Origin of the sequence: Ruegeria sediminis (genome assembly GCF_005938215.1) — a bacterium.
Lineage (GTDB): Bacteria > Pseudomonadota > Alphaproteobacteria > Rhodobacterales > Rhodobacteraceae > Ruegeria > Ruegeria sediminis.
This window is the reverse complement of sequence record NZ_VCPD01000009.1, coordinates 21,887-43,584: the sequence shown is the minus strand read 5'-3', so window position 1 is coordinate 43,584 and position 21,698 is coordinate 21,887. Positions and strand designations below refer to the sequence as shown.

Here is a 21,698-nt window from a genome sequence, read left to right as displayed (position 1 = left end):
CGATCGGATTGGTCAAAACATATGACCACGTCGTCAAGGGCTGCGCAAGATCGTGCCGCCGCCTTCACGAGAATTGAAACATTAGGTCAGGCTTGTTGACTTTAACCCGCGGTCTCATAGGCTCCGCAATCGGAATGTCGGAGGAAAGCCATGCCGCTGGATCGGAAATTTGCGACGCGCGCGTCCCGGATGAAAGCGTCGGAAATTCGCGAGTTGCTGAAACTGCTGGATCAGCCCGGCATCATCTCGTTTGCCGGGGGCATACCGGATCCGGCGCTGTTTCCTGCCGAAGCCTTTGCCGAAGCCTTCGCAAACGTTCTGGACCCGGCCCATCAGGCACAGGCGCTGCAGTATTCCGTGAGCGAAGGCTACCATCCCTTGCGCCGCTGGATCGTCGCCGAGATGGCCCGGATCGGCGTCGATTGCGACATCGACAACGTGCTGATCACTTCGGGATCGCAGCAGGCGCTGGATTACCTCGGCAAGCTGTTCCTGTCGCCCGGGGACACGGCCCTGATCGGGTGGCCGACCTATCTGGGCGCGCTGGCGGCGTTCAACGCCTATGAGCCGCGCTACGACCAACTCAGCATCAACGCCAACCGCCCCGCGTCAGACTACCAGGCGGCGGCGCAACAGGCGGGCGGGCAGGTGAAGTTCGCCTATCTCTCGGCGGATTTCGCCAACCCGACCGGCGAGACGGTCGACCGGCGCGGGCGCGAGGCGCTGATCGATCTGGCGGACGAACTGGACTGCGCGGTGATCGAAGATGCGGCCTACCAGTCGCTGCGCTACGACGGCGAGGCGGTGCCGCCGATCCTGGCGCTGGAGATCGCGCGCAAGGGCTCGATCGAAGAGTGCCGGACGGTCTATTGCGGCAGCTTCTCGAAAACGCTGGCGCCAGGGCTACGGGTGGGCTGGGCGGTGGCGGCAAAGCCGGTAATCGCGCAGATGGTGTTGCTGAAGCAAGCCGCCGACCTGCATTCCTCGACCATCAACCAGATGGCGATCACGCGCGTCGCAGAAGAGCATTTCGACACCCATATCCCGAAACTCCGCGCGGTCTACCAGCGCCGCCGCGACGCGATGCTAGACGCGTTGAGCCGGCACATGCCCAACGGTGTTCAGTGGACAAAACCCGAGGGCGGCATGTTCATCTGGGTAACCTTGCCCGCCGGCATGGATGGGGCAGCCTTGCTGGCGCGGTCGCTTGACACGGAAAAGGTGGCATTCGTGCCCGGTCAGGCGTTCTTTGCCGACGGGTCCGGCGCCAACACCATCCGGCTTAGCTTTTCCTGTTCCGACGAACCCACGATCAACGAGGGCATTCGGCGTTTGGGCGAAATCGTGCGGACGGGCTGAGCCTTGGCAAGAAACGATTGATCCGATTCCGCCGATGTCGCGGCTACTTCCCTTGCGGGCCGTATTGGCCGGCGGACTGGACCGCATCGACCCTTCTGAGGGGACGCAAAAGGACGGCAATCGGGCCTTGCAGTATTCGAACGGCATCCCCGCTGAAACGCTTGCAGATATTGTGGGTCATGCAAGATATTGTGGATAACCGCGCGAAATCCTCCATATCCTGCGCATCACCGTTGACTCATGGCCCCTGTGTTGCGCAGACTCGGAGACCACGGGAATCATGGATGACGGCCCTTGCGTTTCAACAGGCTCAGACTGACCGGCTTCAAAAGCTTCGTTGACCCGACCGATCTGATCATCGCGGAGGGGCTGACGGGCGTGGTGGGTCCGAACGGCTGCGGCAAGTCCAACCTGCTCGAGGCGTTGCGCTGGGTCATGGGCGAAAACCGCCCCAAGGCGATGCGCGGCGGCGGGATGGAGGACGTGATCTTTGCCGGCGCCGCCACTCGGCCCGCCCGGAACTTTGCCGAAGTGGCGCTGACCATCGACAATTCCGAACGCCTCGCGCCCTCGGGCTTCAACGACAGCGACCAGCTGGAAATCATCCGCAGGATCACCCGCGACGTGGGCAGCGCCTACAAGGCCAACAGCAAGGACGTGCGGGCGCGCGACGTGCAGATGCTGTTTGCCGACGCTTCCACCGGCGCACATTCCCCGGCGCTGGTGCGTCAGGGACAGATCGCGGAACTGATCAACGCCAAACCCACGTCGCGCCGGAGGATCCTGGAAGAGGCGGCGGGGATCTCGGGCCTCTATCAGCGGCGGCATGAGGCCGAACTGAAACTCAAGGGCACCGAAACCAACCTGACCCGCGTTGACGACGTGCTGGAACAGCTGGGCGCCCAGCTGGCGCAACTGGCGCGTCAGGCCCGGCAGGCTGCGCGCTACCGCGAAATCGGCGAACAACTGCGCCAGGCCGAGGGCATGCTGCTTTACCGCCGCTGGAAAGAAGCCGACATGGCCCGGCAATTGGCCGAGGACAAGCTGCGCGAACGCATCACCGAGGCGTCCAAGGCCGAGTCGGCGGCGCGGCAGGCCGAAGCCGCCCGCATCAAGGCCGACGAGGTTCTGCCGCCCCTGCGCGAGGAAGAAGCCATCGCCGCGGCGGTGCTGCAGCGCCAACAGGTTCAGCGCGACGCGCTGACCGATCAGGAAACCCGCGCCCGGCAGACGATCGAAACCCTGACCGCGCGCATTCAGCAGCTTGGCCGCGACATAGAACGCGAAACCGGCCTGAACCGCGATGCGGGCGAAACGATCGAACGGCTGGAATGGGAAGAGCGCGAGCTTGCCAAGGCCGCCGAAGGTCATGGGGACCGTCTGGCCGAAGCGGCCGAGATCGCGCGCGAAGCGGCGGCGGTTCTGCAGGAGCGCGAGGATCACCTCTCGCAGGAAACTGAGGACGTGGCGCGCCTTGTCGCCCGGCACCAGTCGGCGCAACGCCTGGTCGAGGACAGCCGCAAGACGCTGGCGCGGTCCGAAGCCGAAGAGGTCAAGGCCCGCACTGCCGTGGACGAAGCCCGCGCCGCGCTCACCCGGGCCGGAGAAGCGTTCGAGGCTGCACAGGAGTCTGAAGAAGAGGCCCGCGAAGCCGCCGAAGCCGCCGAAGAGGCGCTGGCCGCCGCCGACGAGTTGCGCACCGATACTCAGGCGCGTGAGGCCGAGGCACGGGCGAAGCGCTCGGAGGCCGAAGGCGAACTTGGCGCGATCCGGGCCGAGACGCAGGCGCTGGCCAAGCTGGTCGAACGCGACACTGCCGAAGGCGGTCAGGTGCTGGACCTGTTGCGGGTCGAGCCCGGCTTTGAAAAGGCGCTGGGCGCGGCGCTGGCGGACGACCTGCGTGCGCCCATCGTCGAGGGCGATGGGCCTTCGGGATGGGTCGATGTGCCAGGCTATGATAAGGATCAGCCTCTGCCCGAGGGCGCGCAGCCCTTGGCGCTCCATGTGTCCGGCCCCGACCGGTTGGGCCGCCGCATTGCGCAGATCGGTCTGGTCGACGCGGATCAGGGCGCGCAGCTGCAGGCCCAGCTTCAGCCCGGGCAGCGGCTGGTTTCACGCTCGGGCGATCTGTGGCGCTGGGACGGATTCCGCGCCTGGGCCGAGGATGCGCCAAGCGCCGCCGCGATGCGGCTGGAGCAGTTGAACCGGCTCGAGTCGCTCAAGCAGGAACTGGCCCGGACCGAAGCGCAGGCCGAAGGCGCGCGCGCCGCGCATGAGGCGCTGTCGCGGCAACTGGCCGAGGTGACCGAGGCCGACCGCCGCGCCCGCGAGGCCCGCCGCGCAGCCGACCAGCGTGTCGCCGAAACCGCCCGCGCGCTGAGCCGTGCCGAGGCCGAGCGCAACCTGGCGCAGGGCAAACTCGAGACGCTGTCCCTGGCGGTCGACCGGCACAAGGAAGACGCGATGTCCGCGCGTATCCAGCTGCGCGAAGCCGAAGGCGCGCTGGCGGGGTTGGGCGATCTCGACAGCGCCCGGGCGCAGGTCGAGGACATCAAGCAGACCGTAGAGGCGGCCCGGATCACCATGCTGACCCACCGCTCGTCGCATGACGAGTTGCGGCGCGAGGGCGAGGCGCGGACGCGCCGCACCCAAGAGGTGAAAAAGGATCTGAGCGGCTGGCGGCACCGGCTGGAAACGGCGGGAAAGCGGATCACCGAACTGGCCGAGCGCAAGGCGACATCCGAAGAGGAACTGGCCGAGGCGATGGCGGTGCCCGGCGAGATCGCCGAGGCCCGGGAAGAGTTGAACGAGCAGATCGAAGCCGCCGAAACCCGGCGCGCCGAGGCCGCCGACCGCTTGGCCGAAGCCGAGACCCGTCAGCGCGAGGCGATCCTGGCAGAGCGTGAGGCCGAGCGTCTCGCCTCCGAAGCCCGCGAGGCGCGCGCAGCCGCCGAGGCCCGCTGCGAAGCGGCGCGTGAAAGTGTTCTGGCCGCGGCCGAGCGGATCGCCGAGGACGAGCAGCTAACGCCGAACCAGTTGTTGAACCGGCTGGATGTCGACCCCGACAGGATGCCTGCGGCGGACGCGCTGGAGGCCGAGGTCAACCGCCACAAGCGCCTGCGGGACGCGATGGGGGCGGTGAACCTGCGCGCCGAGGAGGATTCGCGCGAGGTTCAGGAAGAGTACGACTCTCTCAAGTCCGAGAAATCAGATCTAGAAGAGGCGGTGAAGGCCCTGCGCAGCGGCATCGCCAGCCTCAACCGCGAGGGACGCGAACGCCTGCTGACCGCGTTTGAACAGGTGAACTCAAACTTCGCCATGCTGTTCAAGCACCTGTTCGGCGGCGGCGAGGCCAACCTAGTCATGGTCGAAAGCGACGATCCGCTGGATGCGGGGCTGGAAATCATGTGCCAGCCGCCGGGCAAGAAGCTGTCGACCCTCAGCCTGCTGTCGGGTGGCGAACAGACGCTGACGGCGATGGCGCTGATCTTTGCGGTGTTCCTGGCCAACCCGGCGCCGATCTGCGTTCTGGACGAGGTCGACGCGCCGCTCGACGATGCCAACGTGACCCGGTTCTGCGACCTGCTGGACGAGATGTGCCGCCAGACCGACACCCGGTTCCTGATCATCACCCACCACGCAGTGACGATGGCCCGGATGGACCGGCTGTTCGGCGTGACCATGCAGGAGCAGGGCGTCAGCCAGCTCGTGTCGGTGGACCTCAAGAAGGCCGAGGCGCTGGTCGCCTGACCGGTCACCGCAACGTGACACCGCGTGCGGCGCCAGCTGGGGTAGGCTGTGGCCATGAAGAAACCGACCCTGATTATCGCGGCCGCTTGTTTTGCCGCGCCGCTGGCCGCCGCCGAATGGGAGACGCGCCCGGGCGACGTTCCGCTCGACAAGGCCGAACTGGACGCTTTGGCGGGGCAGACGCTGACCTTTTACGACGACGGGCAGTCCAGGTATTCGGCGGGCGGCGGCTATTCCTATACCTATTCCGCCGCCAACGGGGGCGGAACGGCCTTTGGCACCTACCATATCGCCGAGGACGGCAGCGTTTGCACCGAGTTTCGCAATGGGTTCACCCGCTGCGATCTCTTCGTGCGCAGCGGCGGCCGTCTGATCCTGATCAACGAAAAGGGCGAACGGTATCCGGTGCGGCCCCAGTAGAATTCACAACCGGTTCAACAATTCCACCGTCGGCCAGGCATCCGCCGCCAAGCTAAGCCGCGCCTGTTCCGCCTGCACGGCGGCGCGGGTGCCGGCGCCCAGAATGCCGTCGATTTCGCCGACATCATGGCCTCGCGCCTGCAACAACGACTGCAATTGCTTCATCTGCGGGCCGGACAAACCGGGTTGCGGATTCCCTGCGTCATAGATGGCTGCGCCTTCCAGCCGTGTCGCGAAATAGGCGGCGGTCAGGACATAGACAAAGCTCTGGTTCCATTCGAAATAGACGTCGAAATTGGGAAAGGCCAGGAAGGCCGGCCCCTCGTGCCCCTGCGGCAGGATCAGCGACGCGGGCATGTTCCCGCCGGGCAGGTTTCCGCTGCGCGCCTTGACGCCCATCGTCTGCCATTCGGATACCGGCCGGTGGCGGCCCGGACCCGACAGCGACCAGTCCATTTGCCCGGGCACTTTGACCTCCTGCAACCAGGGCTGGCCCGGCTGCCACCCCAGCCCGGACAGCATCTTGGCGCCGGAAACCAGAGCATCGGGGGCCGAGGTCCTGAGCGACACCTGCCCGTCGCCATCCGCGTCGACGCCGTTTTCAAGGATGTCCCGCGGCAGCATCTGGACCATGCCGATCTCGCCCGCCCATGCGCCTGTCGTGCGTTGGGGATCGAAACCGCCCCGCTCGTACAGCTCGATCGCGGCAAAGATCTGCGGCCGGAACAACTCGGGCCGGCGGCAGTCGTGCGCCAGCGTCACCAAAGCGTTGCGGGTGTTGAAGTCGCCCTGGTAGCCGCCGTAATCGGTCTCGAAAGCCCAGAAGGCCAGCAATACGCCCCGCGACACCCCGTATTCGGCCTCGATCCGGTCAAAGACCGCAGCATGTCTGCTGGCCATGGCGCGGCCGCGATCGATCCGGTTCTGCGAGATCAGATGCCGCGAGAACTCGATGAAGGGTTTCTGGAACACGCCCTGCGCCCGGTCCGCCTTGAGCACTTGCGCGTCCTGCCGAACGCCTTGGAAAAAGGCATCGACCGCCTCGGTGTCATGTCCCCGCCCTGCGGCCTCGGATTTCAGATCCTGAACGAAGCCATCGAAACTGCCCCCGCATCGGGAATAGGCGGGCGAGGCTAGAAACAGAGCGGAAAGCAGGCCGGGGAGGATACGCATGACGGTGACGTCCGAATTTTGGGATCAGAAAACGAAGGCAAGTACAGACCACAGCACCATGGCGCCAAAGGCAAGGGCCCAGACGCGCCAGAGCATGTCTACGGCCTGCTCGACCTCGAACGCGCCGATGTCCCGCCGCGCATCGCCATTGACCCAGGCCAGATCCCGGATCTGACCGTGATAGCTGCGCGGGCCGGCAAGCGCGACGTTCAGCGCGCGGGCCATCGCGGCCTCGGGCCAGCCGGCATTGGGCGAGATGTGACGCCGGGCATCGGCAATCATGGCGCGCCATTGGCGGTGGCAGCCGGACAGCAGGACGATCATGGTAAAGGTCAGGCGGGCGGGGACCAGGTTCAGCAGATCGTCCAACCGCGCCGACGCCCAGCCGAAATCGGCGTAGGTTTCGTTGCGGTATCCGATCATGCTGTCCGCCGTGTTGACGAACTTGTAGACCAGCAATCCGGGCAGCCCGCCCACGAGAAACCAGAAGGCGGGGGCGATGACACCATCGCTCAGGTTCTCGGCGGCGCTTTCGATGGCCGAGCGGGCGACCTGCGACGGGCTCATGCCGGAGGTGTCGCGCGAAACGATCCGCGCCACCATGCTGCGCGCATCGGGCAGCGACACGCGCAGGGCGTTGGCCACGTCGCGGACATGCGCCACCAGCGATTTCTGCGCCAGCAGCATCGCGCAGACAACGATTTCCGCAACGGGGCCAAGGAGTTGCAGCAACGATCCGATCGCCAGACCGCCCAGCACCAGAAACAGAGCGACGGCGACGCCCTTGCCGCGCCGGTTCGGTCCGTGGTTCAGGCCCTTGTCGAGCGCGCCGATCAGGTTGCCGATCAGGATGGCGGGATGCCGGACGCGCGACCATAGCCACTCGGGCTCACCCAAGGCCGCGTCGAGCAGCATGGCGCAGGCCAGCAGAAAAGCGGTGGTCACAGCGCCGCCTCCAGCCGGTCCCAGCCATGGGAGGGCGGCAGGCCGAGCCGCAGGTAGGTTGCGGAATAGGGAAAGATGCGGCTCCAGATATGTGCCCGGGCCAGATGCTGCTGCCATTTGGCGGCGTCGTCCACATCATAGAGCCGGAACAGCGAGGTGCCCCCGACCAGCCTTGCGCCCTTGGACGTCAGCAGGGCGTCCAGCCGCCGGGCCTCGTCGGCGAGTCTGGTGCGGGCGGCTTCGGCCCAGGCGGCGTCGCCCAGCGCCTGCGCCCCGATCCGCAGGGCGGGACCCGACACAGCCCAAGGGCCGGTCAGATCGTTCAGCCGCGCGATGATGTCGGGGCGGGCAATGGCGAAACCCAGCCTAAGCCCGGCCAGGCCCCAGAATTTCCCGAAACTTTTCAATATGATGGTGTCTTGGCGTTCGGCCAGATGAATCAGCGATGCCTCGGGCGTCACGTCGCAGAAGCTTTCGTCGATCACGGTCAGGCGGGCTGAGGCGTCCGATGCGCTCCAGAGCCTGCCATCGGGGTTGTTGGGGTGAACCAGAACGCGGGCCTGCGCCGGGGCGCTGTCGCGCACCTGCCAGCCCTGGGCGGAAAACGCGGCGGCGTGTTCGTTGTAGGTGGGTGGCGTGATCTCGACAGATCCGGGCGCGGCCAGTGCCGGAATCCGGGCGATCACCGCCGAAGCGCCGGGTGCGGGCAGGATCGCGGCGCCCTCGGGGACGGACCAGAACCGGCAGGCCGCCGCGACGAGGGTTTCAAAAGCGCCGTGATCGGGCAATTCGGCCCAGTCGGCAGCGGTGAGACCGGCGACCGGATAGGGGTGCGGGTTGATGCCGGTGGACAGGTCGATCCAGTCCGACCGCGCGCCGCCATATAGCCTCATCGCGCCATCCAGACCGCCGCCGTGATCGCGCCGGGCGCGGGGGTCGATCCAGGCCTGATCGGTGTCGGTCATGTCGGCCATCTGCGGTCTCTGCTAAAAAAGTGCCGGTTGGTACAACCGCTTCAAGCTGATTCTTCCATTTGGTACAAGCAAATCCGGCTTATGCGCGCCGGTCCCGAGCCGCGTTAACGGTTTGTTAAGCAAATCGGTCGAACACTGAAGGCGGGGACGGCACCAAGTCATTTATCAAGTGCCAAGGTTGTCGCGCATGAAAGTTCTGATCGTCGAAAGTAACCCGGACCTGGGCCGGGTCTGGCAGCGGCACCTGCAGCGGCAGGGCGCCGAGGTCGCGCTGGTCGCGACGCAGGCGGCGGCGATCCTGGCGCTCTACGGGACCGATTTCGACATCATCGTGCTGGATCTGGTGCTGGAGGCCGGCAGCGCGCTGGCGGTCGCGGATTTCGCCAGCTACCGTCGCCCCGACGCGCGGGTGATCTTCGTCACCAACACGACCTTCTTCTCGGACGGATCCATCTTCGCCCACAGCTCCAACGCCTGCGCCTATGTGCAGAGCGGGACGCCGCCAGAGGACCTGGCGGCGATGGTCGAACATTACGCCGCGGTGCGCTGATCGCGGCGGTGCGGCTCCCAATAGTCCAGCTGTGGGTTGATCGGGATGATGCGGTGCGGATTGATGCTGTCGTGGCTGTAGTGATAGTGGCGCACGATGTGCTCCATGTTCACCGTCCGCGCCACGCCGGGCCACTGGTACAACTCGCGCGTGTAGGCCCAGAGGTTCGGATAGTCGGTCAGCCGCTTGCGGTTGCACTTGAAATGCAGGTGGTAGACCGGGTCGAACCGGATCAGCGTTGTGAACAGGCGCCAGTCGGCCTCGGTGACGCGGTCGCCCATCAGGTAGCGCCGGGATGACAGCCGCTCTTCCAGCCAGTCCAGGGTTTCGAACAGCGGCAGGACGGCCGCGTCGTAAGCCTCTTGCGAGGTGGCGAAGCCGCATTTGTAGACGCCGTTGTTCAGCGTCGAGTAGATCCGGGCGTTCACCTCTTCGATGGCGTCGCGCATCGGTTCCGGCCAGAAATCCTCGGCGTTGCCGGTGATGTCGTCGAAGGCCGAGTTGAACATGCGGATGATCTCGGAGCTTTCGTTCGAAACGATCGTCTCGCGTTCCTTGTCCCAAAGGATCGGCACCGTCACGCGGCCCGAGTAGTGCGGATCGGCCTTGGTGTAGATCTGGCTGGCGTGGCTGAACCCGTAAAGGGTGTCGCCGGTGGCGCCATGTCCGTTCGTCTCGAAGGTCCAGCCTTGATCCATCATGTCGGGATGCACGACCGAGACCGAGATGTGTTCGCCCAGCCCCTTGAGTTCGCGGAAGATCAGCGTCCGGTGCGCCCAGGGGCAGGCCTGGCTGACATAGAGGTGGTACCGGCCGGAGGCCGCGGCAAAGCCCGCGTCGCCGGACGGGCCCGCGTCGCCGCCGGGCGTGATCCAGTTGCGGAACTGGGCGGCCGAGCGTTTGAACGCGCCGCCGGTGGATTCGGTGTCGTACCAGGTGTCGTGCCACTGGCCGTCGACGAGCAAGCCCATGCCATTTCCTCCATCGTTGCTTGCCTCTGACATAGGCCCGGCCGGCGCGCCTGCCTACCGGTTGCGGTGCGCAAGGGCCCTGCGCCTGCGCACAGGACGATGGGATGTCGCTGCAACAACGGCCAGGCGCAAAACGCAAAGCCCGGATTCTTTCATTGGTTTTTTACAAACCCTCTGTAATCATGGAGAGACTTTAGGGGGAATGTGTTTGATGAGTACATATGTTTCAAAGGAAATGCGCGCCGAATTGAACGCCGCGCGAATTGCCACGCTGAAGAAAGCAAGCCGCCTGCGGGTGGAAGCGGACGGAACGCATTACCGCGTTCTGCGCATGTGGAAGGATGGCTTTACGGTCGAATCCGAAAGCACGCCGCCGTTGCGGGGGCTGGTCGATCTCTATGACGGCGCCAATCACCTGTACCAATGCCTGATTGTTGCCGCCGAGGAAGAGGCCGGCGAGATGCGCTATGATTTCAAGCGCAACACGATGGCCGCGGACAAGGCGCCGCTGGATTTCTACCGGTCGCCGGATGCGCCGATCGCGCTGCTGGGCAAGCGCGACTGAAATTGCGCGGCCCTTTCGCGGGCCGGCGCAACAAGGTCATTGCAGATCGCCGAAGGCGCGTTTCAGCCGTTCGCAGGCGTCTTCGACGCGGCTGCGCTGCGTCGCCAGGTTGAAGCGTTCGAACAACTCGCCGCCGGTGCCGAAACCGGCGCCCGGCGAGGTGGCGATTTTTGCGTCGCCGCGCAACCGCCGGATGAACTCGTCCCGCGTCATGCCGGTGCCCGAAAAATCCACCCAGGCCAGATAGGTCGCCTGCAGCGGCATCGACCACAGGCCGGGGATCGCGTCGATGGTCTGGTCGAAGAGGCGCCGGTTGCCGTCCAGATGCGCGATCTGCTCGTCGACCCAGGCGGCCCCTTCGGGCGTGTAGGCGGCGGTGATCATGCTGACCCCCAGCGCGCTGGGCGCGTAGTCCAGCGTGTTCAGCCGGTGCCGCATGGCCGCGCGCAACGCGGGGTCGGGAATGATCATGTTGCCGGTGCGCTGCCCGGCGATGTTGAAGGTCTTTGACGGGGCGGTCAGCGTGACGGTCCATGCGCGCGCTTCGGGGGCGGCTGCGTCCATCGGCACGAAGCGGCTGCCGGGATAGACCAGATCGTGGTGAATCTCGTCCGACACGAGGATCAGGTTGTTGCGCTCGGCGAATGCGGCCACGGCGCGCAGCTCGTCAGGCGTCCAGACGCGTCCCGACGGGTTCTGGGGCGAGCACCACAGCAGCAGCTTTTCCGACCCGTCGAGCCGGGACTGCGCGTCGTCCAGATCGACCGCGTAGCTGTCGCCGTCGCGCACCAGCGGGCATTCCACCACCTTGCGCCCGGCCTTGTTCACCTTGTGCGCGAACTCGTGGTAGACCGGCGAAAAGATCACCACGCCGTCGCCCGGTTCGCTCCAGACATCGAGGCAGAGCGCGATGGCGTTGCCCAGCCCCTGCGCCGTCAGCACCCAATCCTGGTCGATCTCCCAGCCGTGGCGGTTTCGCATCCACCATTGAACGGCCTGGCGGTATTCCGGGTATTCCCAGGAGTACCCGAAAACGCCGTGTTCGGCCGCCTTCCTGACCGCCTCGATCACGCAGGGGGCGGTGGGATAGTCGGAATCCGCCGTCCACATGGCCAGCCCGTCCTTGGCCGGCACGCCGAACAGCGCCTCCATCTTGTCCCATTTCGAACTGTGGGTTCCCCGGCGGTCGATGAGGTCGTTGAAAGTCATGGTCGCTCCGTTGTTGCGGCTGAAAGCTAACCGCTATTCGCGCGGGCGCAAGGGGGGCGTTGCGGTGGCCGCTGCAATGACCTAAATCAGCCTCATGAAACGTACAATTCTGATCCATCCCGATCCCCGCCTGAAAAAGGTCTGCGCGCCGGTGGCCGACATCACCGACGACCTGCGCAAGCTGGCCGATGACATGCTGGAGACGATGTATGACGCGCCCGGCATCGGCCTGGCCGCGCCGCAGGTCGGGGTGCTGGACCGGCTGATCGTGCTGGACTGCGTCAAGGAAGAGGGCGAGGCGCCGCGCCCGCTGGTCATGTTCAACCCCGAGGTGGTCGCGGCCTCGGACGAAACCAACGTCTATGAGGAGGGCTGCCTGTCCATCCCCGAGCACTATGCCGAGGTGACCCGCCCGAAAGTGGTCGAGGTGGCCTGGATGGACCGTGACGGCAACGCCCGGCGCGAGACCTTCGACGGGCTGTGGTCCACCTGCGTGCAGCACGAGATCGACCATCTGAACGGCAAGCTCTTCATCGACTATCTCAAGCCGCTCAAGCGCCAGATGATCACCCGCAAGATGCAGAAGCTGAAACGCGAGCGGGCGCGCCTGTGACGGTGCGGCCGATCGTCAGATGGCCCGACCCGCGGCTGTCGCAGAAATGCGCGCCGGTCGAGGGCGTGGTGCCCGCGGATCTGATCCGGGACATGTTCGACACCATGTATGCGGCGCAGGGCCGGGGGCTTGCCGCGCCGCAGGTGGGCGTGATGCAGCGGTTCTTCGTGATGGATTGCGGCTGGAAAGAGGGCGAGTCCGCGCCGATGGTGATGATCAACCCCGTCATCATGGCGGCCGAACGCATCCCCGAGGTGATGGAGGAAGGCTGCCTGTCGATCCCCGGCATCACCGTCGCGGTGGAGCGTCCCAAGGCGGTGACGGTGCAATGGACCGCCGCCGAGGGCGACATCCACATGGCCGATTTCGACGGGTTCGAGGCGCGCTGCATCCAGCACGAATTCGATCACCTGAACGGGGTCGTGACGCTGGATCACCTCGGGCCGGAGGCGCGAAGCACCGCCGAGGCCGATTATCTGGAGAAGCTGAAATGACGGTGCGGCCCTGCCTGTCCTGGCCGGACAAGCGGCTGCGGATGCGGGCCGAGGAGGTGGCGGAGGTCACCGACGAGATCCGCGCGATCTGGCAGGACATGATCGACACGATGGAGGCGATGCCCGGCGTCGGCCTGGCCGCGCCGCAGATCGGGGTGATGCTGCGCCTGGCAGTGGTCGATGGCTCGGCGGAACGGGGCAAGGCGCTGCGGCTGGCCAACCCCGAGATCCTGCACGCCTCGATCGAGCTGCGCGAGCACGAAGAGGCCAGCCCGAACCTGCCGGGGGTGTCCGCCAAGGTCAAACGCCCCCGCGCGGTGACGGTGCGGTTTCTCAACGAGCACGGCATGATGGACCGCCGCGATTTCGTCGGCATCGAGGCGACCAGCGTGCAGCACCAGATCGACCATCTGAACGGGCGCATGTATTTCGACAACCTCTCGAAGGTGAAGCGGGACATGCTGCTGCGCAAGGCGCGGAAACTGGGATAGGGCGGGGGTCGCCCCGCCGCACGGAGTAACGGCAACATGCGCATCATCTTCATGGGAACGCCCGAGTTTTCGGTTCCGGTTCTGGATGCGCTGGCCGGGGCGGGGCACGAGATCGCCGCCGTCTACTGCCAGCCGCCGCGTCCGGCGGGCCGGGGCAAGAAGGACCGCCCGACGCCGGTTCATGCCCGCGCCGCCGAACTGGGGCTGGAAATCCGCCATCCTGTGTCCCTGAAATCCGCCGAGGAACAGGCGCGTTTTGCCGCGCTCGACGCCGATGTCACGGTGGTGGTCGCCTATGGGCTGATCCTGCCGCAGGCCATTCTGGATGCGCCGCGGCACGGGTGCCTGAACATCCACGCAAGCCTGCTGCCCCGCTGGCGCGGCGCGGCGCCGATTCACCGGGCAATCATGGCGGGCGACGCGGAAACCGGCGTCTGCATCATGCAGATGGAGGCGGGTCTGGATACCGGCCCCGTATTGCTGCGGCAATCGACGCCGATCGGGGCCGAAGAGACGACCGACCAGCTGCACGACCGGCTGTCCGCGATGGGTGCGGATCTGATCGTCGAGGCGCTGCGCCGGCTGCCGGACCTGGCGCCCGAACCGCAACCCGAGGACGGCGTCACCTATGCCGCCAAGATCGACAAGGCCGAGGCGCGGGTGGACTGGACGCGCCCGGCGGCCGAGATCGACCGTCAGATCCGCGGCCTGTCGCCCTTTCCCGGCGCCTGGACCGAGATCGGCGGCGAGCGGGTCAAGCTGCTGGCGTCGCGCCCGGCCGAGGGGCGGGGCGAGCCCGGCGAGGTTCTGGACGATGCGCTGCGAGTCGCCTGCGGCGAGGGCGCGGTGGAACTGCTGCGCTTGCAACGGGCGGGCAAAGGCGCGCAGGATAGGGATGCGTTCCTGCGCGGCCGGCCCGTCGCCGCAGGGACGCGCCTCTAGTTGGAGTTGGCTGAATGTTCATGGTCCTGATGGGCACCGTCGTCATCGCGGGGATCGTGGGGTACCTGTCGGAAACGACCGGCTTCACCCATAACGGCTACCTGCAGTCCATCATCATCTGCGTCGGTGGCGCGTTCCTGTTCTACTTCGTCCGGATCATGTTCGGCATCGGGTTCGGGTCGCCCGGGCTGGACGCGGTGATCTCGTCCATCGGCGCGCTCATCATCGTGCCGACCCATTGGAGGAAATGACATGTCCGTGGTCGCCCTGATCGTCATCGGTGCCGCAGCCGGGTTCCTGGCGACACGCCTCATGCGGATCGAGGCGGACATTCCGACCACCATGCTCGTCGGCATCGTGGGCGCGCTGGTCGGCGGCCTGATCCTGCGGGCGCTGCTGACCGTGATGGGCTGGCTGTCGGGTTTCGTCGGCGCGGTGCTGGGGGCGCTGCTGGTGCTGTGGCTGTGGCAGACCTACATCCGGCGGCGATAGGCCGGCGGCGGTTGCGTCACTGCCGCGGCGGGCGGCTCTTGTAGACGGGCAGGCGCCAGCCGAACAGCAGGGACCCCGCCCGCAGCGACCAGCACACCAGGGCGCATAGCCCCAGGGCCGGCAATCCCGGCAGGCCCAAGGCGGTGGTTGCGACGGCGGTCGCGGCCCCGAAGAGCGCGCAGGAGACGTAAAGTTCGCCCTGTTTCAGCACCAGCGGCACTTCGTTGCAGACCACGTCCCGCATCAGCCCGCCGAGACAACCGGTGGCCATGCCCATCAGCACCACGATCACGGTGGGCTTGTCCAGCGCCAGCGCCGCGCCGGTTCCGGCGGCGACGGCGATCGACAGGGCGAAGCTGTCGAGCCAGACCAGCCAGCGGTACCGGCTTTCGACCAGGTGCGCGGTGAAGAACACCAGCAGCGCCGCCGCGGTGGCGATCAGGATGTAGGCGGGCTGGCCGACCCAGAACACCGGGTGCCGGTCCAGCAGCAGGTCGCGCACCGTGCCGCCGCCGACCGCGGTGAGGCAGGCGACGAAGGCAAAGCCCACCGGATCGAGCTGCGCGCGGCTGGCCACCAGCGCGCCGGTCAGCGCGAAGACCAGCACCGAGGCATAGTCGAGCAGCGCCAGTACGGTCACGGCGTGCCCTTGCCCGGCTTGAAGGGGGCCATGCCCGCGCGGGCAAGTTCGTCGGCCTTTTCGTTTTCGGGATGTCCGGCGTGTCCCTTGACCCATTTCCAGGTCACGTCATGGCGGCGCTGCGCCTCGTCCAGACGCTGCCAGAGTTCCACGTTCTTGACGGGTTTCTTGTTCGAGGTCTTCCAGCCGTTCTTCTTCCACCCGAAGATCCAGCCGGTGACGCCGTTCTTGACGTAGGCGCTGTCGGTGACGACGGTGATCTTCGACGGGCGTTCCAGCGTTTCCAGCGCGTTGATCGCGGCCAGCAGTTCCATCCGGTTGTTGGTGGTCTCGGCCTCGCCGCCGCTCAGCTCGCGCTCCTTGACGATCCGCTCGCCATCCATCGCGCGCAGCAGGACGCCCCAGCCGCCGGGGCCGGGATTGCCCGAACAGGCGCCGTCGGTATAGGCGAAAAGCTCAGGCATGGGCCATCACGAGGATGAAGCCGTCATAGGATCCGGCCAGCCCCTTGCCCATCCCTGTCGTGACCCGGTCGATCCTGAAGCCGGCTTTCGCCAGCGCGGTCTCGATCTCGGGTTGGGAGTAGTAGGTGTAGTAGCGGTCCAGTTCGTCCCGGTGCTCGCCCGTTCCCAGCTTCATGCCCAGGAACAGCACGCCTTCGGGCTTCAGCGCCTGGTGTATGGATTTCAGGTGCCTCGGGAAATCCGCGCGCGGGGCATGCAGCAGGGAGAAGCTCGCGTAGACGCCGTCGTATTCGGCGGTTTCGGTGACGTCGTCGAAGCTGCCCAGATGCGCATCCACGCCGTTTTCGCGCGCGTTTCGCACGAATTCGGCAGTCGCATCCAGCGCCCTGACCCGCAGGCCCCGGCGCATGAAGAAGGCGCTGTCCGATCCCGGCCCGGCGCCCAGATCAAGGACATAGCCGCCCGCCCCGACAGCATCCGCGAACGCCTGGCGCGACTCGATCTGCTCGGCCGGGAGCGGTATCCTGAGGTAGTCGTCCAGGCGCGTCGAATAGGCGTCGATCGTTTTCTGATCGGGCATCAGGCGGGTTCTCGCAGTACGCGCGGCACCTTGAATTCGACGTTCTCGGTCGCCGTCTCGACCACTTCGACGGTGACGTCATAGTGGTCGCGGAAGGCGTCGATCACCTCGTTCACCAGCACTTCGGGGGCGGAGGCCCCGGCGGTGACGGCGACGCTGGAGATGCCGTCGAGCGCGCGCCAGTCGATGCCGTCGGCGCGCTGGACCAGTTGCGCGTATTTGCAGCCGGCCTTGGACGCGACCTCGACCAGGCGGCGGGAGTTGGACGAGTTAGGCGCGCCCACCACCAGCAGCGCGTCGGATTTCGGCGCCACGGTCTTGACCGCCTCCTGCCGATTGGTGGTGGCGTAGCAGATGTCTTCCTTGTGCGGGCCAATGATCCTGGGAAACCGGGCCTGCAGCGCCGCAACGATGTCCTTGGTGTCGTCGACGGACAGGGTGGTCTGGGTGACGAAGGCCAGCCGCTCGGGGTCGCGCACCTCGACCGTCGCCACGTCGGCCACGGTTTCCACTAGCAGGACCTCGCCCGCAGGCAACTGGCCCATGGTGCCGATGGTTTCCGGGTGCCCCTTGTGCCCGATCATGATCATCTGCAGCCCGGCCTCGGCGTGGCGCTGCGCCTCGATATGGACCTTCGAGACCAGCGGGCAGGTGGCGTCCACGAAGATCATGTCGCGGCGGCTTGCCTCGGCGGGCACCGATTTCGGGACGCCATGCGCCGAAAAGATCACGGGCCGGTCGTCGGGACAGTCTTCCAGTTCCTCGACGAACACGGCGCCCTTGTCGCGCAGCCCGTCCACGACGAACTTGTTGTGCACGATCTCGTGCCGCACATAGACCGGCGCGCCCCATTTCTCGAGCGCCATCTCGACGATCTTGATGGCCCGGTCCACGCCTGCGCAGAACCCGCGCGGGGCGGCCAGATAAAGGGTCAGTGGCGGTTTGGTCATCTTGGGCATCTCCTTACCGGGGACAGGTAAGGGTTTTCACCGGCCTGGTCCAGTGACCACGGTGATGTCATTCCTTTGACACGATTGGCTGCTACCCAGAGGTCGTTTCAGCACAAGTCATAGTTAAAGAAGAGCGGTCAGGACGTAATGATCCTGACCGCTCGATTTTCTGGCGGAAATGCCCGGTCTTGGCCGGGGCTTGTGCCGATCCGTCCTAGTTGCCGCCGGCGGCGGCAAGGTTGCGGTTTTCGGCCGGAACCTCGCGTGGAGGCCGTCCGATCACGTCGCGCAATTCCTCGAGTTCGATGAAATTGTCGGCCTGGCGGCGCAGATCGTCCGAGATCATCGGCGGTTGGCTGCGGATGGTCGAAACCACCGAGACGCGGACGCCCTGGCGTTGCAGGCTGGCAACCAGCGGGCGGAAATCCCCGTCGCCCGAGAACAGGACGATATGATCCACGCGCGGCGCCAGTTCCATGGCGTCAACGGTGAGTTCGATGTCCATGTTCCCCTTGACCTTACGCCGGCCCATGCTGTCGGTGTATTCCTTGGCCGGTTTCGTCACCATGGTGAAGCCGTTGTAGTGCAGCCAGTCGACCAGGGGGCGGATTGGCGAGTATTCGTCGTTTTCAAGCAGCGCCGTGTAATAGAAGGCCCGAAGAAGTTTGCCCCTGCGCATGAATTCCTGACGCAGAAGCTTGTAGTCAATGTCGAAGCCAAGAGCCTTTGCCGCGGCATATAGATTCGAGCCGTCGATGAACAGCGCTAGCCGTTCGTCCTTGTAAAACATAAATTGTTCCTTCCGGTATGACCCGTCCGTCGCGCTTTACCGTGAGTGAGTGCGCTTAAAACGACGAAAGGGTACACCTAATCTAGGGGATTTGTCGCCTATCGCAAGTATTCTCTGGGTCGAATATGGAGTGAAAAATGACGGAAAAACCGTCGAAAGCGGTGCTTGCCCTCGGGGCAAATCTGGATTTCGGGGAGGGCGGGCCCGAGCTTGCGCTACGGCAATCGCTGGATGCGCTGGCGGACGAGGGGGTGGTGATTCGCAAGGTCAGCCGATTCTTTGCCACGCCCTGCTTTCCTGCGGGCGCGGGTCCGGATTACGTGAATGCTGCCGCTCTGGTTGAAACGGACCTGACGCCGCACACGTTATTGGATCTTCTGCACCGTGTCGAGCATCAGTTCGGCCGCGCGCGGGTTCAACGCTGGGGGATGCGGACACTGGACCTCGACGTGGTCTGCTGGGAGGACCTGGTGCTGCCCGACCGGGCGGAACATGACCGCTGGCGGAACTTGCCGCCCGCAGAGCAGATCCGGGCCACTCCGGAGCAGCTGATCCTGCCGCATCCGCGGCTGCAGGACCGCGCCTTCGTGCTGGTGCCGATGGCCGATGTCGCGCCGGACTGGCGGCATCCGGTGCTGGGCCGGACGGTGCGTCAAATGCTGGCCGAGCTGCCCGTCGGCGAGGTGGCCGCCGTCAAACCCCTGTGATTGCCGCAAACGCGGGCATTTCGCGCTTGTCAAGGCGGGGAATCGCGCTTAGATAGGCTTCTTCCTGACACTGTTTCATATTGGAGAGTGGCTCATGGCCCGCGTGACGGTAGAAGACTGCGTAGACAAGGTTCCGAACCGCTTCGAGCTGGTGATGCTGGCGGCGCACCGCGCACGCGAGATTTCGGCTGGCGCTGCGATCACCGTGGACCGCGACAACGACAAGAACCCGGTCGTCTCCCTGCGCGAGATCGCCGACGAGACCCAAAGCGCCGACGACCTGCGCGAGCGTCTGATCGAGGCCAACCAGACCCAGATCGAGGTCGACGAGCCCGAAGAGGATCAGATGGCGCTGCTGATGGGCGCTGAATCGGACAAGCCCGCCGAGGATGACATGTCCGAAGAGAAGCTCCTGCGCGCCCTCATGGAGGCTCAGGGCCAGGGGTAGACCCGACACGGGAAGGTGCGGACCGGATGATTTCTGCTGAAGACCTGATTGCGCTGGTCCGCAATTACAATCCGAAAACGAATGCCGATCGCCTCGCCCGGGCCTACGAGTTCGGGGAGAAGATGCATGAGGGGCAGTTCCGGCATTCGGGCGAGCCCTATTTCAGCCATCCCGTCGCCGTCGCCGCCATCCTGACCGAGCAGCGGCTGGACGACGCCACCATCATCACCGCGCTGCTGCACGACACGATCGAGGACACCAAGGCGAATTACGGCCAGGTGGCCGAGATGTTCGGCGACGAGGTGGCGATGCTGGTCGATGGCGTCACCAAGCTGACCAACCTGCAGCTGTCCAGCCGCGAGACCAAGCAGGCCGAGAATTTCCGCAAGCTGTTCATGGCCATGTCCAAGGATCTGCGGGTTATCCTGGTCAAGCTGGCCGACCGTCTGCACAACATGCGCACGATCAAGGCGATGCGCCCCGAAAAGCAGGTGACCAAGGCGCGCGAGACCATGGACATCTATGCGCCGCTCGCCGGCCGCATGGGTATGCAGTGGATGCGCGAGGAGCTTGAGGACCTGGCGTTCCGCGTCCTCAACCCCGAAGGCCGCCAGTCGATCATCCGCCGCTTCATCACGCTGCAGCGCGAGACCGGCGACGTGATCCACCGCATCACCGGCGACATGCGGCGCGAGCTTGAGAAGGCCGGGATCGAGGCCGAGGTGTTCGGCCGCGCCAAGAAGCCCTATTCGATCTGGCGCAAGATGCAGGAAAAGGACCAGGGCTTTTCGCGCCTGTCCGACATCTACGGGTTCCGCATCATCACCCATTCCGAAGAGGACTGTTACCGCACCCTGGGCGCCATCCATCAACGGTGGCGCGCGGTGCCGGGCCGGTTCAAGGATTACATCAGCCAGCCGAAATCGAACGGCTACCGGTCGATCCACACCACGGTGTCGGGGCGCGACGGCAAGCGCGTCGAGGTGCAGATCCGCACCCGCCAGATGCACGACGTGGCCGAGACCGGCGTCGCGGCGCACTGGTCCTATCGCGACGGCGTGCGCAGCCACAACCCCTTTGCGGTCGATCCGGCCAAGTGGATCGCCGGCCTGACCGAGCAGTTCGACAACGAGGAGGATCACGAGGATTTCCTCGAGGCGGTGAAGCTCGAGATGTATTCGGACCAGGTCTTCTGCTTCACGCCCAAGGGGGATGTGGTCAAGCTGCCGCGCGGCGCGACGCCGATCGATTTCGCCTATGCCATCCACACCCGGATCGGCCATGCCTGCGTGGGGGCCAAGGTCGACGGGATCCGGGTGCCGCTGTGGACCCGGCTCAAGAACGGGCAATCGGTGGACATCATCACGGCGGATGGCCAGACGCCGCAGGTGACCTGGCTCGAGATCGCGGTGACCGGCAAGGCGCGCACCTCGATCCGCCGCGCCCTGCGCGAGGTGGACCGCGAGCGTTTCATCAAGCTTGGCCAGGAACTGGCCCGCGCCGCGTTCGAGCACGTGGGCCGCAAGGCGACCGACAAGGCGCTGGACACCGCCGCCAGGAACCTGCGGCTCAAGAACCGCGAGGAGCTGCTGGCGCGTCTGGGCAGCGCGGAGCTTACGGCGCATGACGTGATCGAGGCGATCTACCCGGAACTGGCCAAGGACGACGGCGAGGCGGTCCCGATGCGCCGCGCGGTGATCGGCCTGGAACCAGGCCAGAGCTTCGAGCGCGCAACCTGCTGCCAGCCCCTGCCGGGCGAGCGGATCGTCGGGATCACCTATCGCGGCAAGGGCGTGGTCGTTCACGCCATCGACTGCGAGAGGCTGAGCGACTACGAGAACCAGCCCGAGCGCTGGGTGGACCTGCATTGGCATTCCGGGCGGCACCAGGCCGTCTACGGGGCGACGCTGGACATGACGATCGGCAACGACGCCGGGGTGCTGGGGCGTATTTGCACATTGATCGGCGAGAAAAAGGCCAATATCTCGAATCTGGAATTCGTGGATCGCAAGCCGGACTTCTATCGCCTTCTCATCGATGTCGAATTGCGTGACATCGAACAGCTGCACTCGCTAATGTTGTCATTGGAGGCGGAAAGCGACGTGGCGGCGGTCGAACGCTATCGGATAAAGGCCGAGACTGTAGCCGCGGCAGGCTGAGAAAGGACGATC

24 protein-coding genes are annotated in these 21,698 nt (G+C 65.7%); 14 read left to right on the top strand and 10 right to left on the bottom strand.

What is annotated here, in order from left to right:
• The first annotated feature begins 150 nt into the window (after positions 1 to 150).
• The 3 genes from FGK63_RS18890 to FGK63_RS18880 all read left to right on the top strand — a co-directional run bounded on the left by FGK63_RS18890 (position 151) and on the right by FGK63_RS18880 (position 5,529).
• On the top strand, positions 151 to 1,359 hold the full coding sequence (locus FGK63_RS18890; protein ID WP_138845222.1) for an aminotransferase-like domain-containing protein: 1,209 nt from the start codon (positions 151 to 153) through the stop codon (positions 1,357 to 1,359).
• 294 nt (positions 1,360 to 1,653) lie between these two features.
• The gene (locus FGK63_RS18885) at positions 1,654 to 5,109 is read left to right on the top strand and encodes an AAA family ATPase (protein WP_138845220.1); all 3,456 of its coding nucleotides are present in this window, start codon (positions 1,654 to 1,656) and stop codon (positions 5,107 to 5,109) included.
• A gap of 54 nt (positions 5,110 to 5,163) precedes the next feature.
• Positions 5,164 to 5,529 (top strand): hypothetical protein, encoded by a 366-nt coding sequence (locus FGK63_RS18880; protein ID WP_138845218.1) that lies wholly within the window; start codon positions 5,164 to 5,166, stop codon positions 5,527 to 5,529.
• A gap of 3 nt (positions 5,530 to 5,532) precedes the next feature.
• Here FGK63_RS18880 and FGK63_RS18875 read toward each other — a convergent pair whose 3' ends face one another.
• Genes FGK63_RS18875 through cobD form a run of 3 tightly spaced genes read right to left on the bottom strand, consistent with a single transcriptional unit; the run spans position 5,533 to position 8,612 of the window.
• A complete protein-coding gene (locus tag FGK63_RS18875) occupies positions 5,533 to 6,702 on the bottom strand; it encodes a lytic murein transglycosylase (protein WP_138845216.1) in 1,170 nt (389 codons plus the stop codon).
• Positions 6,703 to 6,726: 24 nt separating this feature from the next.
• Positions 6,727 to 7,647 carry an adenosylcobinamide-phosphate synthase CbiB gene (gene cbiB / locus FGK63_RS18870; RefSeq protein ID WP_138845214.1) on the bottom strand — a complete coding sequence of 307 codons (921 nt, stop codon included), beginning with the start codon at positions 7,645 to 7,647 and terminating at the stop codon, positions 6,727 to 6,729.
• Positions 7,644 to 8,612, bottom strand: a complete 969-nt coding sequence (cobD, locus tag FGK63_RS18865; protein WP_246044088.1) for a threonine-phosphate decarboxylase CobD — start codon at positions 8,610 to 8,612, stop codon at positions 7,644 to 7,646. Before cobD ends, cbiB begins: the two co-directional genes overlap by 4 nt.
• Positions 8,613 to 8,808: 196 nt before the next feature.
• On the opposite strand from cobD, the gene FGK63_RS18860 reads away from it, so the two are divergent.
• A complete protein-coding gene (locus tag FGK63_RS18860; RefSeq protein WP_138845210.1) occupies positions 8,809 to 9,171 on the top strand; it encodes a response regulator transcription factor in 363 nt (120 codons plus the stop codon).
• Here the strand turns inward: FGK63_RS18860 and FGK63_RS18855 are convergent.
• Entirely contained in the window at positions 9,153 to 10,142 is a 990-nt protein-coding gene (locus tag FGK63_RS18855; protein WP_138845208.1) for a glutathione S-transferase family protein, read from the bottom strand. The two genes, FGK63_RS18860 and FGK63_RS18855, sit on opposite strands and share 19 nt — an antisense overlap.
• A gap of 211 nt (positions 10,143 to 10,353) precedes the next feature.
• Here FGK63_RS18855 and FGK63_RS18850 point away from each other — a divergent pair, with 211 nt between their 5' ends.
• The gene (locus tag FGK63_RS18850) at positions 10,354 to 10,707 is read left to right on the top strand and encodes a hypothetical protein (RefSeq protein WP_138845206.1); all 354 of its coding nucleotides are present in this window, start codon (positions 10,354 to 10,356) and stop codon (positions 10,705 to 10,707) included.
• A gap of 36 nt (positions 10,708 to 10,743) precedes the next feature.
• Here the strand turns inward: FGK63_RS18850 and FGK63_RS18845 are convergent, their stop codons facing one another.
• Positions 10,744 to 11,916 carry a MalY/PatB family protein gene (locus tag FGK63_RS18845; RefSeq protein WP_138845203.1) on the bottom strand — a complete coding sequence of 391 codons (1,173 nt, stop codon included), beginning with the start codon at positions 11,914 to 11,916 and terminating at the stop codon, positions 10,744 to 10,746.
• 94 nt (positions 11,917 to 12,010) lie between these two features.
• Between FGK63_RS18845 and def (FGK63_RS18840) the strand changes: the two genes are divergently transcribed.
• Genes def (FGK63_RS18840) through FGK63_RS18815 form a run of 6 tightly spaced genes read left to right on the top strand, consistent with a single transcriptional unit; the run spans position 12,011 to position 14,948 of the window.
• Complete coding sequence (gene def, locus FGK63_RS18840) at positions 12,011 to 12,529, top strand: peptide deformylase (RefSeq protein ID WP_138845202.1); 519 nt, start codon at positions 12,011 to 12,013, stop codon at positions 12,527 to 12,529.
• Complete coding sequence (def, locus tag FGK63_RS18835; RefSeq protein ID WP_138845200.1) at positions 12,526 to 13,023, top strand: peptide deformylase; 498 nt, start codon at positions 12,526 to 12,528, stop codon at positions 13,021 to 13,023. Before def (FGK63_RS18840) ends, def (FGK63_RS18835) begins: the two co-directional genes overlap by 4 nt.
• The gene (gene def / locus FGK63_RS18830) at positions 13,020 to 13,514 is read left to right on the top strand and encodes a peptide deformylase (protein ID WP_138845198.1); all 495 of its coding nucleotides are present in this window, start codon (positions 13,020 to 13,022) and stop codon (positions 13,512 to 13,514) included. The genes def (FGK63_RS18835) and def (FGK63_RS18830) overlap by 4 nt, the downstream gene beginning before the upstream one ends.
• Before the next feature lie 36 nt (positions 13,515 to 13,550).
• Positions 13,551 to 14,456, top strand: a complete 906-nt coding sequence (gene fmt / locus FGK63_RS18825) for a methionyl-tRNA formyltransferase (RefSeq protein WP_138845196.1) — start codon at positions 13,551 to 13,553, stop codon at positions 14,454 to 14,456.
• 14 nt (positions 14,457 to 14,470) lie between these two features.
• Positions 14,471 to 14,707 carry a hypothetical protein gene (locus tag FGK63_RS18820; RefSeq protein ID WP_138845194.1) on the top strand — a complete coding sequence of 79 codons (237 nt, stop codon included), beginning with the start codon at positions 14,471 to 14,473 and terminating at the stop codon, positions 14,705 to 14,707.
• Between the two features lies 1 nt (position 14,708).
• Positions 14,709 to 14,948, top strand: coding sequence for a GlsB/YeaQ/YmgE family stress response membrane protein (locus FGK63_RS18815; protein ID WP_138845191.1), 240 nt, complete (start codon positions 14,709 to 14,711; stop codon positions 14,946 to 14,948).
• Positions 14,949 to 14,964: 16 nt separating this feature from the next.
• On the opposite strand, the gene FGK63_RS18810 is transcribed toward FGK63_RS18815, so the two are convergent.
• From FGK63_RS18810 to FGK63_RS18790, 5 genes are all read right to left on the bottom strand, one after another.
• Positions 14,965 to 15,588, bottom strand: a complete 624-nt coding sequence (locus tag FGK63_RS18810) for a trimeric intracellular cation channel family protein (protein WP_138845189.1) — start codon at positions 15,586 to 15,588, stop codon at positions 14,965 to 14,967.
• Entirely contained in the window at positions 15,585 to 16,052 is a 468-nt protein-coding gene (rnhA, locus tag FGK63_RS18805; protein ID WP_138845187.1) for a ribonuclease HI, read from the bottom strand. The genes FGK63_RS18810 and rnhA overlap by 4 nt, the downstream gene beginning before the upstream one ends.
• Entirely contained in the window at positions 16,045 to 16,632 is a 588-nt protein-coding gene (locus FGK63_RS18800; RefSeq protein WP_138845185.1) for a class I SAM-dependent methyltransferase, read from the bottom strand. Before FGK63_RS18800 ends, rnhA begins: the two co-directional genes overlap by 8 nt.
• On the bottom strand, positions 16,632 to 17,582 hold the full coding sequence (gene ispH, locus FGK63_RS18795) for a 4-hydroxy-3-methylbut-2-enyl diphosphate reductase (RefSeq protein ID WP_138845183.1): 951 nt from the start codon (positions 17,580 to 17,582) through the stop codon (positions 16,632 to 16,634). The genes FGK63_RS18800 and ispH overlap by 1 nt, the downstream gene beginning before the upstream one ends.
• A gap of 214 nt (positions 17,583 to 17,796) precedes the next feature.
• The gene (locus FGK63_RS18790) at positions 17,797 to 18,372 is read right to left on the bottom strand and encodes a LabA-like NYN domain-containing protein (RefSeq protein ID WP_138845181.1); all 576 of its coding nucleotides are present in this window, start codon (positions 18,370 to 18,372) and stop codon (positions 17,797 to 17,799) included.
• Positions 18,373 to 18,509: 137 nt separating this feature from the next.
• On the opposite strand from FGK63_RS18790, the gene folK reads away from it, so the two are divergent.
• The 3 genes from folK (at position 18,510) to FGK63_RS18775 (ending at position 21,686) form a co-directional block, all read left to right on the top strand.
• On the top strand, positions 18,510 to 19,079 hold the full coding sequence (gene folK / locus FGK63_RS18785) for a 2-amino-4-hydroxy-6-hydroxymethyldihydropteridine diphosphokinase (RefSeq protein ID WP_138845179.1): 570 nt from the start codon (positions 18,510 to 18,512) through the stop codon (positions 19,077 to 19,079).
• A gap of 94 nt (positions 19,080 to 19,173) precedes the next feature.
• Entirely contained in the window at positions 19,174 to 19,527 is a 354-nt protein-coding gene (gene rpoZ, locus FGK63_RS18780) for a DNA-directed RNA polymerase subunit omega (RefSeq protein ID WP_138845177.1), read from the top strand.
• 26 nt (positions 19,528 to 19,553) lie between these two features.
• Entirely contained in the window at positions 19,554 to 21,686 is a 2,133-nt protein-coding gene (locus FGK63_RS18775; protein ID WP_138845175.1) for a RelA/SpoT family protein, read from the top strand.
• Positions 21,687 to 21,698: the final 12 nt, after the last annotated feature.

Bases quoted from the DNA above. Each gene is read 5' to 3' on its own strand.
- folK (WP_138845179.1), top strand. From the start codon at position 18,510: ATGACGGAAAAACCGTCGAAAGCGGTGCTTGCCCTCGGGGCAAATCTG.
- FGK63_RS18800 (WP_138845185.1), bottom strand. From the start codon at position 16,632: ATGCCCGATCAGAAAACGATCGACGCCTATTCGACGCGCCTGGACGAC.
- FGK63_RS18875 (WP_138845216.1), bottom strand. From the start codon at position 6,702: ATGCGTATCCTCCCCGGCCTGCTTTCCGCTCTGTTTCTAGCCTCGCCC.
- FGK63_RS18820 (WP_138845194.1), top strand. From the start codon at position 14,471: ATGTTCATGGTCCTGATGGGCACCGTCGTCATCGCGGGGATCGTGGGG.
- fmt (WP_138845196.1), top strand. From the start codon at position 13,551: ATGCGCATCATCTTCATGGGAACGCCCGAGTTTTCGGTTCCGGTTCTG.
- FGK63_RS18775 (WP_138845175.1), top strand. From the start codon at position 19,554: ATGATTTCTGCTGAAGACCTGATTGCGCTGGTCCGCAATTACAATCCG.
- FGK63_RS18855 (WP_138845208.1), bottom strand. From the start codon at position 10,142: ATGGGCTTGCTCGTCGACGGCCAGTGGCACGACACCTGGTACGACACC.
- FGK63_RS18815 (WP_138845191.1), top strand. From the start codon at position 14,709: ATGTCCGTGGTCGCCCTGATCGTCATCGGTGCCGCAGCCGGGTTCCTG.
- FGK63_RS18860 (WP_138845210.1), top strand. From the start codon at position 8,809: ATGAAAGTTCTGATCGTCGAAAGTAACCCGGACCTGGGCCGGGTCTGG.
- ispH (WP_138845183.1), bottom strand. From the start codon at position 17,582: ATGACCAAACCGCCACTGACCCTTTATCTGGCCGCCCCGCGCGGGTTC.
- cobD (WP_246044088.1), bottom strand. From the start codon at position 8,612: ATGACCGACACCGATCAGGCCTGGATCGACCCCCGCGCCCGGCGCGAT.
- FGK63_RS18845 (WP_138845203.1), bottom strand. From the start codon at position 11,916: ATGACTTTCAACGACCTCATCGACCGCCGGGGAACCCACAGTTCGAAA.
- FGK63_RS18850 (WP_138845206.1), top strand. From the start codon at position 10,354: ATGAGTACATATGTTTCAAAGGAAATGCGCGCCGAATTGAACGCCGCG.
- FGK63_RS18890 (WP_138845222.1), top strand. From the start codon at position 151: ATGCCGCTGGATCGGAAATTTGCGACGCGCGCGTCCCGGATGAAAGCG.
- rnhA (WP_138845187.1), bottom strand. From the start codon at position 16,052: ATGCCTGAGCTTTTCGCCTATACCGACGGCGCCTGTTCGGGCAATCCC.
- rpoZ (WP_138845177.1), top strand. From the start codon at position 19,174: ATGGCCCGCGTGACGGTAGAAGACTGCGTAGACAAGGTTCCGAACCGC.
- FGK63_RS18790 (WP_138845181.1), bottom strand. From the start codon at position 18,372: ATGTTTTACAAGGACGAACGGCTAGCGCTGTTCATCGACGGCTCGAAT.
- def (WP_138845202.1), top strand. From the start codon at position 12,011: ATGAAACGTACAATTCTGATCCATCCCGATCCCCGCCTGAAAAAGGTC.
- def (WP_138845198.1), top strand. From the start codon at position 13,020: ATGACGGTGCGGCCCTGCCTGTCCTGGCCGGACAAGCGGCTGCGGATG.
- FGK63_RS18880 (WP_138845218.1), top strand. From the start codon at position 5,164: ATGAAGAAACCGACCCTGATTATCGCGGCCGCTTGTTTTGCCGCGCCG.